Below are 13066 nucleotides of genomic sequence, written 5' to 3'. Positions count from 1 at the left end.
CAACTCAGTCTAATAGAACGGTTCTAAAGGACAGAGTTCCCGGAAAATCCGCAACTCAGTCTAATAGATCTAGTTTACTTGTAATATGTCCATCTTCTAGCACCTACAGTTTTAAAATTAATCTCAAGTATTCTCGAAATTGTTTTCATTGAAGCTATTTCCCCACACCAATTATAAATTGAATGTGTAGTAAGTTTATCATTAGGAAAAAGTAGTCTAAATTCTCTAATGTTACGCAATATAACATCTTCTAATCCTTCTATAGCTTCGCAGTTCTTACAAATACAGTTCGTCCATTTAATGAACATTTTGCGAGATCCACACCCCCGACAAACCACACCCTTCCTCAACTCACCATACTCATACTTTGGCAACTGCATAAAAGGTGATTTTGTCAAATGAAGGGATACCAACTTATCAGCAAGTGCTTTATGATTGTTGGTAATTCGAGAGTTGACCTTATTAAGTTTTCTAATGTACCGATTAACTTGGGTTGGTAAAATAAATGGTTTATCGATTGGAGCATGGTATAGGGTGAATTCTGAGTTAATAAATACTACTGAGGAATTAATTTGAGTGGGAATTCCTAGTGGTTGGAGTAATTGACGGAGAAGTGATTCCGTTCGAGTAATCTGATTAATTGGATTTGAAATTTCGTAGTTTGTTTTCGTATATATTCTATCCTTATCGTAATAGTAATCCCCTTCATGATTTTTGACATCGAATAGGTATATCATGTCAGCAATTATTAACGTATCAATTTGGAATGTGGTACTACCAACTTGTAGCAATAAATCATTTAATACCAGACAATCACATGTCAGTTTTCGGGTTAATTCATCAAATGCTAGTTCCCCTTCATAGCCTTTCTTCAAATTAACATAATGCTGCTGATCTTTTTCCGACAATTCCATTCGAGCGTCTAAAATCCCTAATATTTCTAACTCTGTAGGTTTTGTCCTTTGTTTGTATTCCATTTAACATGGTCCCTTCCTTTCTTAATATAGCAATTCTACTAACACTCTATAATATATCAAAATAAATTGCAAAAATATTATAAAAATAGCTCCATAACCAAAATGTTTAATCCAAACAAAAAAGAACATAATAATCCTACATAATAAAAAGGAGCATTTATACATATGGGCTATTATAATCAAAATTATCCTCCAAATCCTAATCGGAAAAAGGGGAGAAGTTGGATTCCATTAGTATTGGGGATTGTTATTGGTGCTTTGTTAGTGATTATTACTGTTCCAAGGTTTTTTGAAATGAATGAACAAGCGAAAAACAATCTCACCAGAAACAATTCCAATGACTCAAATACACAGCAAGTAGTTTCTCTTGATGTATCGACACGAATAACGGAAATTGTGAGTGTTGTGTCGCCCACAGTAGTTGGGATAACCAATATTCAGCATCGTGCGGACTTCTTGGAGCAGCAGGAAGATAGTGAAGCGGGAACTGGCTCTGGAGTAATTTATAAGAAGGATAACCGCCATGCATATGTTGTTACGAACCACCATGTTATTGAAGGAGCAGATGAAATTGAAGTGCTTCTAAATGATGATACGGTACTTGAGGCGAGGCTGCTTGGGACAGATTTGTTTTCTGACTTGGCAGTACTAAGGGTTGATGGCAGCGGAATAAACAGAACCATTGAAATGGGAAGCTCAGAAAATCTAAAGGTGGGTGAGCCAGTTATTGCGATTGGGAATCCATTAGGGCATATGTTTTCCGGTTCTGTAACGCAAGGAATTATTAGTGGCACCCAGCGCACCATACCACAGGACTTTAATTTTGACGGGAGAGCGGATTGGCAGGCGGAGGTAATTCAGACAGATGCAGCAATTAATCCTGGAAATAGTGGCGGTGCACTTATCAATATGGATGCGCAACTTATTGGTATAAACTCAATGAAAATTAATCAGGAAGCTGTTGAAGGAATTGGATTCTCGATACCTGTTGATTCAGCAAGGCCAATAATTGATGAGCTAGAAAAAACCGGGCAGGTTAAGCGTCCTTATCTAGGGGTGGAAATTTATTCACTTGAGGAAGTTCCTCGTCTGGAGTGGGAGGAAACGTTATACTTACCTAAGGATGTAAATGGCGGTGTATACGTTTGGAGTGTGGATCCGTTATCTCCTGCAGATAAGGCTGGACTAGATAGATTAGATGTCATCACACACCTGGATGGAAAGCAGATTATGAACATGATTGATTTGAGAAAAATTTTATATCAGGAAAAGGATATTGGCGATGAGGTTGCATTAACGTACTATCATAATGGTGAAAAAAGAACAACTACTTTAATATTAGGCGTCCAACGATAAGAGGAAAACTGCACCTGAGATGTATTGGTGCAGTTTTTTATTCACAACTAAGAAAATAGTATCAAAGTATAAAGACCCACAACTTATCCCCATTTTCAAAAAGTTATTCACAATTTGTGTATATAAAATTACCAGGAATCTATATTTTGTGTCGAATTAAATCGAAAACACAAAATAGCTACGAACGTTTGTGCATATGTGGATAAAAATGTGGATAACCATTAAGGAAACAGTTGATAATCTGTTAATATCTAAAAATGATTTAAAACTTCTTTCCGGGTACATGTTTAAATAATAATAGTAATAGAATAATGACCACAATATCAAGACGAGCATTAAAAACAAATACTAGAAATCCTTGAGTTATAAGAATTGGTAGTTTTGAATAATAAATCGCACCAGCCATAATGACCAGTAATGGAATCGTCGCCTTTTTTACATACATTCCAGCGGCAATTAGTGCACCGCATCCGATTTCCACAATAGCTACAAGAAAAAGTGTGGATTCTGCAAATGGCACACCATGTTCGTGAAAGTGTGATCGGAAGCCCATGGAATCTGTTAAAAGTAGCTTTAAAATCCCAGATGTAATAAAAACATATCCAACAGCATAGCAAAGCCAAGTTCCCATATTCATGTTCAACCTAATGATAATCTCCTCCTGCCATCTAATGATGTTCCCTAATATGTATGCAGAAAAGAGGACAATCTTGACAAGCATCCTAAAAAAGGGAGATAAATATTTAGAAATATTAAACGAAATATTTTCTTTCTTTTAAACAAAAATGTATAGTATAAAAAGGGACAAATTTGAGAAACGCTGAATATAGGGCGTTTATTGATTACAGAAGGAAGTGCAGTTCATGTTAAGGCGTTTTTTTTCTTACTATAAGCCTCATAAAAGGCTTTTTATTATTGATTTTACCTGTGCAGTCTTTGTAGCAATATTAGAATTGGCTTTTCCAATTGCTGTACAGGAATTTATTGATCGGTTGTTACCAACTGAAAATTGGAGCTTAATTGTGCTAGTCAGTGTTTCACTATTAGCTGTGTATTTGGTAAGTACGTTTATGCAATATGTGGTAACTTACTGGGGACATAAATTAGGAGTAAATATTGAAACAGATATGCGTCAGGACCTGTTCCAGCATACACAAAGACAGTCGTTCCGATTTTTTGATAATACTAAGACTGGGCATATTATGAGTAGAATAACAAATGACTTATTTGATATCGGGGAATTTGCCCATCATGGTCCAGAGGATTTGTTTATTGCGATTATGACATTTGTTGGTGCATTTGGTTTAATGTTTAATATTAACTTCCAACTAACCATGATTATTTTGATTATCGTACCAATCCTAATTTGGCTTATTACATTTAGTAATATAAAAATGAATAAAGCTTGGAAATCCATGTATGAGGAAATCGCAGAAGTTAATGGTCGAGTGGAAGATGCTGTATCCGGCGTTCGCGTAGTACAATCTTTTACAAATGAAGACTTTGAAATGGAACGTTTTACAAAGGATAACTATAGCTTTAGAAAAGCTAAAGTAGGAGCATATAAGGTAATGGCATTTGTTCATTCTAATATATACATGATGATGCGCCTTATCGTTTTAATTGTTCTAGTCTATGGAGCGTGGTTAACCTTTAATAATCGGATGACTACTGGGGAATTAGTAAGTTTTATCCTGTTTACCAACGTACTTTTTAATCCGATTAACAAAATTAGTGCACTTCTTGAAATGTATCCAAAAGGAATGGCTGGATTTAAACGATTCACAGAAATTCTCGACACTGTTCCGGATGTACAGGATAGAAAGAATGCACAAACAGTAAAAGACTTGCAGGGATTTGTTTCCTTCCATAAAGTAACATTTGGCTATGAAAAGACACAGGGCCCAGTTGTAAAAGCAATGAGCTTTAATATTAATGCTGGAGAAACAGTTGCCTTTGTTGGCCCATCTGGTGCGGGGAAAACAACGATATCTTCTTTAATCCCACGTTTCTATGATGTAGACAGTGGACAAATCACCATTGATGGCATTGATATTCGTGACATGACGAAAAGGTCCTTACGGGAGCATATAGGAATTGTGCAACAGGATGTGTTCTTATTCACTGGAACGCTTCGTGAAAATATTGCCTATGGAAAGTTAGACGCAACGGAAGAGGAAATTCACCAAGCTGCAAGAAGAGCCCATATGGAAGAATTTATAAATGAATTACCTGACGGCTATGAAACACAGGTTGGAGAACGTGGACTTAAGCTTTCCGGTGGTCAAAAGCAACGTATTGCGATTGCAAGGATGTTCTTGAAAAATCCACCAATCTTAATTTTGGATGAAGCAACGTCAGCACTCGATACGGAAACGGAAATGATTATTCAACAAGCATTAAATGAGTTAGCTAAGGACCGGACAACGATTATTATCGCTCACCGACTTGCGACGATTCGAAATGCCGATCGTATTATGGTCGTGACGAAAAAAGGAATTGAAGAAGAAGGAAGTCATGAAGAATTGCTAAGAAGAAACGGTATCTTTGCGAACTTGCATAAGGTACAAATGCAATAGGTAGAAAAGAAGATTTGTCTCCAAGCGGGGGCAAATCTTCTTTCTTTATCTATGAATAGATAAATTCACAAACTACTTTCTTAAACACCTCAGGATTTTCGATATATGGATGATGTCCACTACCCAAGACCTTATAAACAGCTTGTTTGAATTGAAAACTTTCTTGATGTGTAGGACCTATCGCATAATCGTATTTCCCGGACAATACTAATACTGGAACAGAAACTGCAGATGTAAGCTCTCTGAAATCTTGAAAATATGATTCAGATGAAAAGATATAGGACTGAAAACCAGATTTGGCTTGGAATTCCATATCAATTTCATCCAATTTTTCCTTATCTAGTAAAGATCGAAACTGCAGTCTATAAAATAAATCTTTTTCCAGAAGCTGTTGAACTGTTTGATAAAAAGAATCCAATAGCTTAGAAACGTCATGTATAGGGAAATCTAAAGGTTCTAACCCCAATAACTTCCTGCCTTTCCTAATCTGACACCCAAATGATTCTTTCATATCGAGTGTAATATTGGATAATATTAACCCCTTTATACGTTCTGGAAAACGGTCGGCATAATTAACCGCAAGTAATCCTCCAAAAGAATGCCCCATTACATACCATTGTTCGATTCCTAAATAAATACGGATCTCTTCCAAATCCTGAAGTAACCTTTCAAGTGAATAGTCACTATTACTTGATGCTTCCGATCGACCACAACCTCGTTGGTCGAAATAAATCATTTCCATTTCCTCAGAAAGCAGTCCACCAACATAATACTTAAAAGACTTACTCCAATATCCCGGACCACCATGAAGATAAACACACGGTACTCCATTCCCTTCTCTCTCTAAAAATAAAGAAGTACCATCACTCGTCTTAAAGTTCATATCCATTCCCATCCCCCTATTTAAAACAAACCTCGAAAGATAACATTTGCTGAGACTGGTTTTAAGTCCAACTCTCTTGCCCAAATAGACAATTGTCCAATATGGTGAATTTCATGGGCAATGATGTGATGAAGTATTTCTTGTTGGGTAAATTCCCCCTCCATCCATGGTGCCGTTACCACTTGATTAGAACGAATATTGTCACCTGAGAAGAAATCATTAATTTCATCTCGATAATGATTGGATAAATCTCTCACTACGTTGATAGAATGATACTTATTATAATCAATACCAATATCCTGTTTTCTCTGTATAGCCCGAATCCAACTATATTCAACATCCATAATATGTAGTAGAGTATGAAGGATATTTCCAACTCCCCCTGTGCGCAACTTTAAAAGTTCTTCTACAGGTAATTGTTCACACCAACTGAACCAATCATCACGCACTTGCCAGTTGTATTGAAAAAATTTATACATAATGTGACGCTCCTATCTGGTCTATTCGACATAAACTAATTTATCTTGTCGATATTTCCCGGGAAATGCAGAAACCTTAGATTACTTTCTGAAAAACACAAATCATTTCCATGCTTTCACCAGTGATTGGTGCTTCTTTCCAATCACTAAACATATTTAGAATCCGAAATCCATTAGCTTCAGCCAGCCGTTGTATTTCTTGGGGAAATACATATCGTAAACTAATTCCAGTACTGCTTTCCGTTTCATTTTGCGCACGACGAATCGTAGTATAATGCTGAACTTGTTTAAGTGAGTCATATTCACTAATTGTATAAACATCTACATGTTGTCCTGAGGAAGGATCGGTGTAACTCTTCCAAAATTCCTCTTCCGCTGGTTGCAAAAGTTCCTCTTTACTAGGGAACCTCGTGTTAAATATGAAAATTCCATCTGCATCTAAATGATTATAAATAGATGTTAATAATTGATCCTGTTCCTGGTTGGTTAGGAAATGTTGAAAGGAATTCCCTACCATATACATCAATTTACTGTTACTATTTAACGTTAACTTTGTGCAATCTTGTTCCACCCAATGTATTGCAAGATTACTAGATTTCTTTTTAGCTTGCTCTAACATGCCAGCATGGATATCAACCCCAATCAAGTTGAGCCCCTTTTCTGCTAATGGAATTGTTGCCCTACCAGTTCCACATGCAAGATCGATAATTACACCTTTCTCTTTCTTTGCACACTTTAATAGAAAAGCAACATCTTCTGTATATCCATCGTTTTCAAAATCATAGAGAATAGGATTTTCGTATTCTTCTAAGTTTGTATTTGTACTCATTATTTTCCTCCTAACATATCCTCTAACTCTAATAGATGCTCCGAAAGCCAAATCATTTCCTGAACAAATCTCTTCGGTGGTCCCTTTCGTTCATCCATCATGGAATCTAACCACCATTCACTTTCTAAATACCATAGTAGGAAGAAAGAGTCTTTTAAAAATCTACTTCCAGTTTCCTGGAATAAACTGTATCCATCTAAAAACGCCATCACCTTCTGAACGTTTAACCCATTGTCGTCCAATGCGCCAGAAATTATTGCCCGTCCAACATCTAATGTTAGGTGGTCAACCTTCATTCGGTCAAAATCGAGAACTGCTGAAAGTTGAGTACCATGAAATAAAATATTATCTACCCATACATCACGATGTGCCCAGCCTACTCTATCTACCCGCAACTTATTGATGTCAACGTAATCCATTAGTTCAAGTTGCTTCTCGATAATTGGTAGAAGATCTAATTTACCAGTACTAAAAATCCCCTTATGTACATTTTTCCAATAGGCTACACGTTCTTCTTTTCTAGGTGGAATAAATACAGGCTTTTCCTTATAGGGTATAGAACCATCATTTAATATAGAATGTAATTTACCAATATGGATACCAAGCTGATACATTTGCTCTTCAGATACCTTGCCTGGTTCCATGTTTTCCCCTGAGCAATATTCCATGATAGTAAAGTATTCCCCACCAGGAGATTGAAAGAAACTATCTTCATGATCCGTAAGAATCCTAGGACATGGAAAGCCAAGACGATGTAATCGGTTTTGTTGTTCAAACACGGACTTGAGTTCATGGATGGAGTACTTTTTTAATCGCTCCTTATTGTATTGTTTAATAAGGAAAGTACCCATATTCGTTTCGATTTTCCATTTTAAATTTAGCCAGCCTCGCTTAATTGGTTCCATAATCAATAGTTCAAAGCCAAACCGGTAAGAAGCTTCACTGAAAATATCCTCAAAGATATTTTCCTTCATAGTAGTTTTCACGTAACCACCACTTTTCAGAATTGCATTTATAATAAGAATAACTTAATTCCATTTAAATAACAAGAATGTATGTTCTGTAAAATGAAAGTAATTACCTGTACTCCTAAGTACTTTCATGGTATAAGGGTTGCTTTGTGTTAAAATAATTCATGTATTTTGGAAAATTCCGTTCTTAACTATCTTAGGAGGGATTACATGTTAGTGGTTGGGATGTTTTTAGTGGGTTTTGGATTATTTATGATTCTAAAACCTACATTATTTTGGGTAATTACAGAAAGTTGGAAGTCAAATGATGGAACGGAGCCATCTGATTTCTATATCAACTCTACACGATTTGGTGGAGTTATGTTTGTATTGGGCGGATTTTCCGGGATGATTGGTAGTATACTTTAAAAGCCTATTTTTATAGAATGGTGGAAGGAGTGAAGGAATGCACAAACTTTGGGCGTCTCATTCAAGATTGTAATATAAATTGATACTGTATTAGTTTGGTCTCCAAACCTTTATCAACTTCGGAGCCATTCTGACTTATCTCTTGAAATCCTAATTTTTCTAGCATCTTCTTTGAACCACAATTTGTTTCGTGAGTTTCAGCATGAAAGATAGAAATGTTAAATACCTTCGAAGCATATTTTATCCATTGATCGGTGCAAGAGTACCTATTCCCTTTCTCCATAACGTACTATCACCAATCGCAATTCCCAATTCAGCCGTATTTCCACGTATGTGAGCTAAGTCAGCATAACCAATCAATCTATTATTCCACTCCAACCCCATTCGAATAAAGTCGGTTGCTTGGTTTTTAACGCATTTTAGCCACCAATTATATAACTCCCCAGAATCCCTATTAAGCTCCCAATCATTCGCCAAACAAAAGGCATGATCTTTACTCCAATCTAAAACTTCATCAAAGTCGTCCATAGTTATTGGTCTGAAAATAACTGATTTAATCTCCACAGACAGCACCCTCCTCCTGAAAAAACTGCACCTCAACTAGAGATGCAGTTCAAATTCTAATTTCCTGCTTGTCTATCATAATTCCTAAATAACATTCCAGTCCCCTTCATCATACCGAAGTTCTCATAATAAGGAACCAAATCTTCATCACAGCAAAGGTCAATCATGTATAGATGCTCCAGTTGCTTAAGCATTCTATTAACCAATTCCTTTCCGATTCCTTGATTCTTATAATCTGGCAACACTTCGAGAAGCGGAACATAGGCAGAAAGGACCTTATCACTAACGGCAGTGATAAATCCGACCACACGATTTTCATCCTCATCTAATGCAAGTACAATATAGCTGCTATTTTTTAGTAGTTTACGGTGAGTAGCTGGACTTGGTGGATTTGGCCAGTCCACAAAGAAACCTTCCAACATTTCTTCTGTAACCCCATCTAGGGAATTTTTATATAACATAACAATCAACTCCTTATCTTTTTATATGATTCTAGGTAGTTGATGGTATCAAAAATATAGTAACATCTAGCAGCCTCCTTAGGCCTTTTCCTGGACTATCTTCAAATGATTTACACGATTATAGTCCTGAATTACCCAGAATTTCTTATCACGAACAATCGTTGAAATACTCGTGTTTTCGATTCTTCTACCGCCAACTCCAATGTCAACCTGATCTTCAGAAATAATGGACAGCATGCGGTAGATTACTGCACCATGTGAAACTAATAGAACCCTTTTCCCTAAATAGTTCTGGTGAATATGTTCCAGCCCAGCCATAATCCTATTGGAAAAATCTTCTAATGCTTCCTGGTTGGGATAATTACGATCCGGATACAGCTTGTCACGCTCGTCTAATGTTAGGCCTTCCGCATCTCCAAAAAACCTTTCCGCAAAATCTTCCATCACTTTAAATGGAAGTTCAAGGAAGTTATTAATAATTTCAGCTGTCTTATGAGCACGTTGTAACTGACTAGTTATAACAACATCATAGTCGTTTGGATTAAGAGCTGCACCACAAACTTCAGCTTGCTGAATGCCTGTAGCATTTAAAGGGATATCAGTCTGCCCCTGTGCTCTTCTTTCCACATTCCAATCCGTTTGCCCATGGCGTACGAGATAAATGGTTGTCATCTAAGTCTCTCCTATCTAATCTATTGTCTCTTTTCGTATAGATTGTTGCTATTTATTAATAATTTATCGCTTATAGGTGATAAGAAAATAGGTATTAAGAAAATTTACTTATGATTTCAATTGTTAATTTGACTATAAAAATAGTGAGGGAGCATAGTAAAAACAATTTCCACCACTTCATATGTTGAACTCCTTTAAAAGAAATTTATCTATCTAACTCTATTAAATAACTTACGAAACTGTCAATATCCCCATCATAATGATTGATACCATCTACATAATAAAAAGTAGTCGCAGTGGTTGGGTCCAACTTATCACTAGAAAACAGATAAATCTCCTTTTCTAATCCAATGGCCATTCCTAGCTCGGTATGTGTTCCCTTTCCGCCAGGTAGTAGAACGATAACCACATCACTCTCTAATACAGCATTTCGCTCATCTGTTCCAATTTTCCGAAGTTCTTCCTCGGTGGAAGCACGATTATTTTTTGTCCAATCGTACGTGTGGGTGTGCCCGGACTCAAGTAGCTTATCGCGAACTAATTGTACCTTTTCCTTATTATCTAATCCCGAGGCAATGTAGAACTTCATGATAAGCTCCTTTCAAAATCCCACTCGGATGCTAACACTCCATAAAGAACTAGGTCGACATAGTGATCATATAGCCATTCTCCTTGCCGAATCTGTCCTTCTTGTAAGAATCCTAACCTCTCAGGAATAGCCCTACTTTTTATATTTTCAAAAGCAGCACGAATTTCAATGCGGTTTAGGCCTAATTGGTGAAAACCATAGTCAATTAGGCTAGTGACAGCCCTTGTCATAATCCCTTCGCCTTGAAAGTTACTACCAAGCCAGTAGCCTATTATCCCGATTCGATTTGTCCAATCAATGGAGTTGAAACCGAGAAGTCCAGCTAGTTTGTCGTGAAAGTAGATTCCTAATGTCAGTCCTTGTCTGTCTTCGTATAGTTTTATACACGTTTTAATAAATTGCTTAGAGTCATGAATTGTTTTTGTCCCATCAATCCATGCTAGCCATTCTCGTAAATGCTCTCGGGAGTGATCGATAAGCTGAAACAACTCATCAGCATCTGTTTCATTCAATAGTTTTAACGTTATTTCATCATCGATTTCAAATGTAAACAAATCAGATCCTCTCCCATCTTTTTGTATTCCATCATACCATAGTGTTTAAATTTTGTTATAATTAAAACAACTAAAACATTCTAAATGAAGTAAGAAGGTGATCCTATGCCAACTTGTCAAAGTTGTGGTGAAGCGTGGAACTGGAAACAGACATTAAAGAAAATGTTTTTTAGTGGGAATAAGATGAGTTGTCCGTATTGTAATGAAAAACAGTATCTAACAACAAAGTCTAGAAAAATAACGGCGAGCTTTAATTTCCTTTCTAGTCCATTTATCATTCTTCTTTCCTTAATGTTCCACATCACGCCTATTATGACACTATTCTTGTTAATAATTGTTCCTCTTATAGCAGTGGGTGTTTTTCCACTTTTTACAGATTTATCAAATAAGGAGGAGCCTCTTTGGTAGTAGTCTGTATAAAAATTAAGGAGTGTTAAGAGAATTGTAATAGTTTGAAAATGGATTTAGGTGTGGAGGATTCGTGGACAGTACAAAAGTAATCTCTTTTTACATCGTAAGGATGAACATCCGGAAGTTCATCCTCTTTTTGATAGTTAAAAAAGCATAAAAAATTTTCTCCTAAAGGACGAGTGAATGCAAGTTTTCCAATATAGGACAAGCCCTGAAAAGGAAATGAGGGAAGTATTTTGCAAAGAGCAATATTTATCGATAGAGATGGAACCATTGGAGGTAGTGATCAAGTTGAATATCCTGGTGAATTTAAACTATTTCCTCATGTAAGGGATTCAATAGATAAATTGAAAAAGTCAGGATGGTTTATTTTTTCCTTTACCAATCAACCAGGTATTTCAAAGGGAAAAGCAGCAAAGGAAGACTATGAACTAGAACTAAAGGAATTTGGCTTTGATAAGGTGTACCTTTGTGCACATCAACAAAATGAGGGGTGCAAATGTAGAAAGCCATCAACAGGAAAGTTAGTACAAGCAGCTATGGAAAATGACTTGGATTTACAAGAATGTGTCGTGATTGGAGATAGATGGACGGATATGATAGCTGCACATGAAGCGGGTTGTAGGAAAGTGTTAGTGAGAACTGGGGCTGGTGAAGAAGCATTTACTAACTATAAAAATAGTGCGTATTACGGTATATGGGGAGCGGTTTCTCCTGACTATGTTGCTCCCGAATTTCAAGAGGCAGCTAACTGGATATTAGCTACTATATAAGATTTTACAGGGTTCCACTAATAGATTTTAAAAAGAAGGTGAGTATCTTGAAGGTTATGGAAACAGAAAGATTGTACCTAAGGGAACTGACTCTGGATGATGTTACAGAACTATCAAAAGTTCTTTCTGATCCAGAATCCATGCAATACTATCCGGAACCATTCAACCAGGAAAAGGTAAAACAGTGGATTAGATGGAATATGGAGAGTTACCAAAAGTACCAACATGGATTGTGGGCGGTTATTTTAAAGAATGGGGAAAAGTTCATTGGGGATTGTGGCATCACCATGCAAGAAATTGACGGGGAAAAGGTACCAGAGATCGGTTTTCATATGATAAAGGATTATTGGAATAAAGGATATGCGACAGAGGCCGCCATAGCATGCAAACAGTACGCATTTGATAAATTGGGTTATTCTAAGGTTTTTTCTTATACCACATTTAAAAATGTCCCTTCACAAAAAGTAGCTAAGAATATGGGAATGCAGATGTATAAAGTTTTTGAAAAAAATGGAGAGAGGCAAATTGCTCAAGTAGCATTTAACCAATAAATTAATGGG

General features: G+C 36.5%; 17 protein-coding genes. 6 read left to right on the top strand and 11 right to left on the bottom strand.

Annotation, left to right across the window (positions count from 1 at the left end):
* Positions 1 to 74 precede the first annotated feature (74 nt).
* Entirely contained in the window at positions 75 to 977 is a 903-nt protein-coding gene (locus K332_RS0116375; RefSeq protein ID WP_026908440.1) for a nuclease-related domain-containing protein, read from the bottom strand.
* A 165-nt stretch (positions 978 to 1142) separates the two neighbouring features.
* On the opposite strand from K332_RS0116375, the gene K332_RS0116370 reads away from it, so the two are divergent.
* Positions 1143 to 2333, top strand: coding sequence for a S1C family serine protease (locus K332_RS0116370; protein ID WP_026908439.1), 1191 nt, complete (start codon positions 1143 to 1145; stop codon positions 2331 to 2333).
* Between the two features lie 262 nt (positions 2334 to 2595).
* Here K332_RS0116370 and K332_RS0116365 read toward each other — a convergent pair whose 3' ends face one another.
* A complete protein-coding gene (locus K332_RS0116365) occupies positions 2596 to 2970 on the bottom strand; it encodes a DoxX family protein (RefSeq protein ID WP_026908438.1) in 375 nt (124 codons plus the stop codon).
* 226 nt (positions 2971 to 3196) lie between these two features.
* Here K332_RS0116365 and K332_RS0116360 point away from each other — a divergent pair, with 226 nt between their 5' ends.
* On the top strand, positions 3197 to 4912 hold the full coding sequence (locus tag K332_RS0116360; RefSeq protein WP_026908437.1) for an ABC transporter ATP-binding protein: 1716 nt from the start codon (positions 3197 to 3199) through the stop codon (positions 4910 to 4912).
* Between the two features lie 49 nt (positions 4913 to 4961).
* On the opposite strand, the gene K332_RS0116355 is transcribed toward K332_RS0116360, so the two are convergent.
* From K332_RS0116355 to K332_RS22800, 4 genes are all read right to left on the bottom strand, one after another.
* Entirely contained in the window at positions 4962 to 5801 is an 840-nt protein-coding gene (locus K332_RS0116355; protein ID WP_245604739.1) for an alpha/beta fold hydrolase, read from the bottom strand.
* A 14-nt stretch (positions 5802 to 5815) separates the two neighbouring features.
* Entirely contained in the window at positions 5816 to 6274 is a 459-nt protein-coding gene (locus tag K332_RS0116350) for a DinB family protein (protein ID WP_026908435.1), read from the bottom strand.
* 76 nt (positions 6275 to 6350) lie between these two features.
* Positions 6351 to 7103 (bottom strand): class I SAM-dependent DNA methyltransferase, encoded by a 753-nt coding sequence (locus K332_RS0116345; protein ID WP_026908434.1) that lies wholly within the window; start codon positions 7101 to 7103, stop codon positions 6351 to 6353.
* Positions 7103 to 8089, bottom strand: a complete 987-nt coding sequence (locus K332_RS22800; protein ID WP_051359507.1) for a phosphotransferase — start codon at positions 8087 to 8089, stop codon at positions 7103 to 7105. The genes K332_RS0116345 and K332_RS22800 overlap by 1 nt, the downstream gene beginning before the upstream one ends.
* A gap of 195 nt (positions 8090 to 8284) precedes the next feature.
* On the opposite strand from K332_RS22800, the gene K332_RS0116335 reads away from it, so the two are divergent.
* Entirely contained in the window at positions 8285 to 8482 is a 198-nt protein-coding gene (locus K332_RS0116335; RefSeq protein ID WP_026908433.1) for a DUF6199 family natural product biosynthesis protein, read from the top strand.
* Between the two features lie 240 nt (positions 8483 to 8722).
* On the opposite strand, the gene K332_RS24600 is transcribed toward K332_RS0116335, so the two are convergent.
* From K332_RS24600 to K332_RS0116310, 5 genes are all read right to left on the bottom strand, one after another.
* A complete protein-coding gene (locus K332_RS24600; RefSeq protein ID WP_245604737.1) occupies positions 8723 to 9046 on the bottom strand; it encodes a GNAT family N-acetyltransferase in 324 nt (107 codons plus the stop codon).
* 56 nt (positions 9047 to 9102) lie between these two features.
* Positions 9103 to 9507: a GNAT family N-acetyltransferase gene (locus K332_RS0116325; RefSeq protein WP_026908432.1), complete on the bottom strand. Its 405-nt coding sequence runs from the start codon at positions 9505 to 9507 to the stop codon at positions 9103 to 9105.
* A 78-nt stretch (positions 9508 to 9585) separates the two neighbouring features.
* The gene (locus K332_RS0116320) at positions 9586 to 10179 is read right to left on the bottom strand and encodes a histidine phosphatase family protein (protein WP_026908431.1); all 594 of its coding nucleotides are present in this window, start codon (positions 10177 to 10179) and stop codon (positions 9586 to 9588) included.
* A 205-nt stretch (positions 10180 to 10384) separates the two neighbouring features.
* Entirely contained in the window at positions 10385 to 10768 is a 384-nt protein-coding gene (locus K332_RS0116315) for a nucleoside 2-deoxyribosyltransferase (RefSeq protein WP_026908430.1), read from the bottom strand.
* Positions 10765 to 11322, bottom strand: a complete 558-nt coding sequence (locus tag K332_RS0116310; protein ID WP_026908429.1) for a GNAT family N-acetyltransferase — start codon at positions 11320 to 11322, stop codon at positions 10765 to 10767. The genes K332_RS0116315 and K332_RS0116310 overlap by 4 nt, the downstream gene beginning before the upstream one ends.
* 105 nt (positions 11323 to 11427) lie before the next feature.
* On the opposite strand from K332_RS0116310, the gene K332_RS0116305 reads away from it, so the two are divergent.
* From K332_RS0116305 to K332_RS0116295, 3 genes are all read left to right on the top strand, one after another.
* Entirely contained in the window at positions 11428 to 11730 is a 303-nt protein-coding gene (locus K332_RS0116305; protein ID WP_026908428.1) for a TIGR04104 family putative zinc finger protein, read from the top strand.
* Between the two features lie 236 nt (positions 11731 to 11966).
* Positions 11967 to 12506 (top strand): HAD-IIIA family hydrolase, encoded by a 540-nt coding sequence (locus tag K332_RS0116300; RefSeq protein WP_156914221.1) that lies wholly within the window; start codon positions 11967 to 11969, stop codon positions 12504 to 12506.
* A 56-nt stretch (positions 12507 to 12562) separates the two neighbouring features.
* Positions 12563 to 13057, top strand: a complete 495-nt coding sequence (locus K332_RS0116295) for a GNAT family N-acetyltransferase (protein WP_036689211.1) — start codon at positions 12563 to 12565, stop codon at positions 13055 to 13057.
* The last annotated feature ends 9 nt before the right edge of the window (positions 13058 to 13066 follow it).

Origin of the sequence: Paucisalibacillus globulus DSM 18846, from assembly GCF_000482485.1 — a bacterium.
Classification (GTDB): domain Bacteria; phylum Bacillota; class Bacilli; order Bacillales; family Amphibacillaceae; genus Ornithinibacillus; species Ornithinibacillus globulus.
This window is presented reverse-complemented; position numbering and strand designations above follow the sequence as displayed.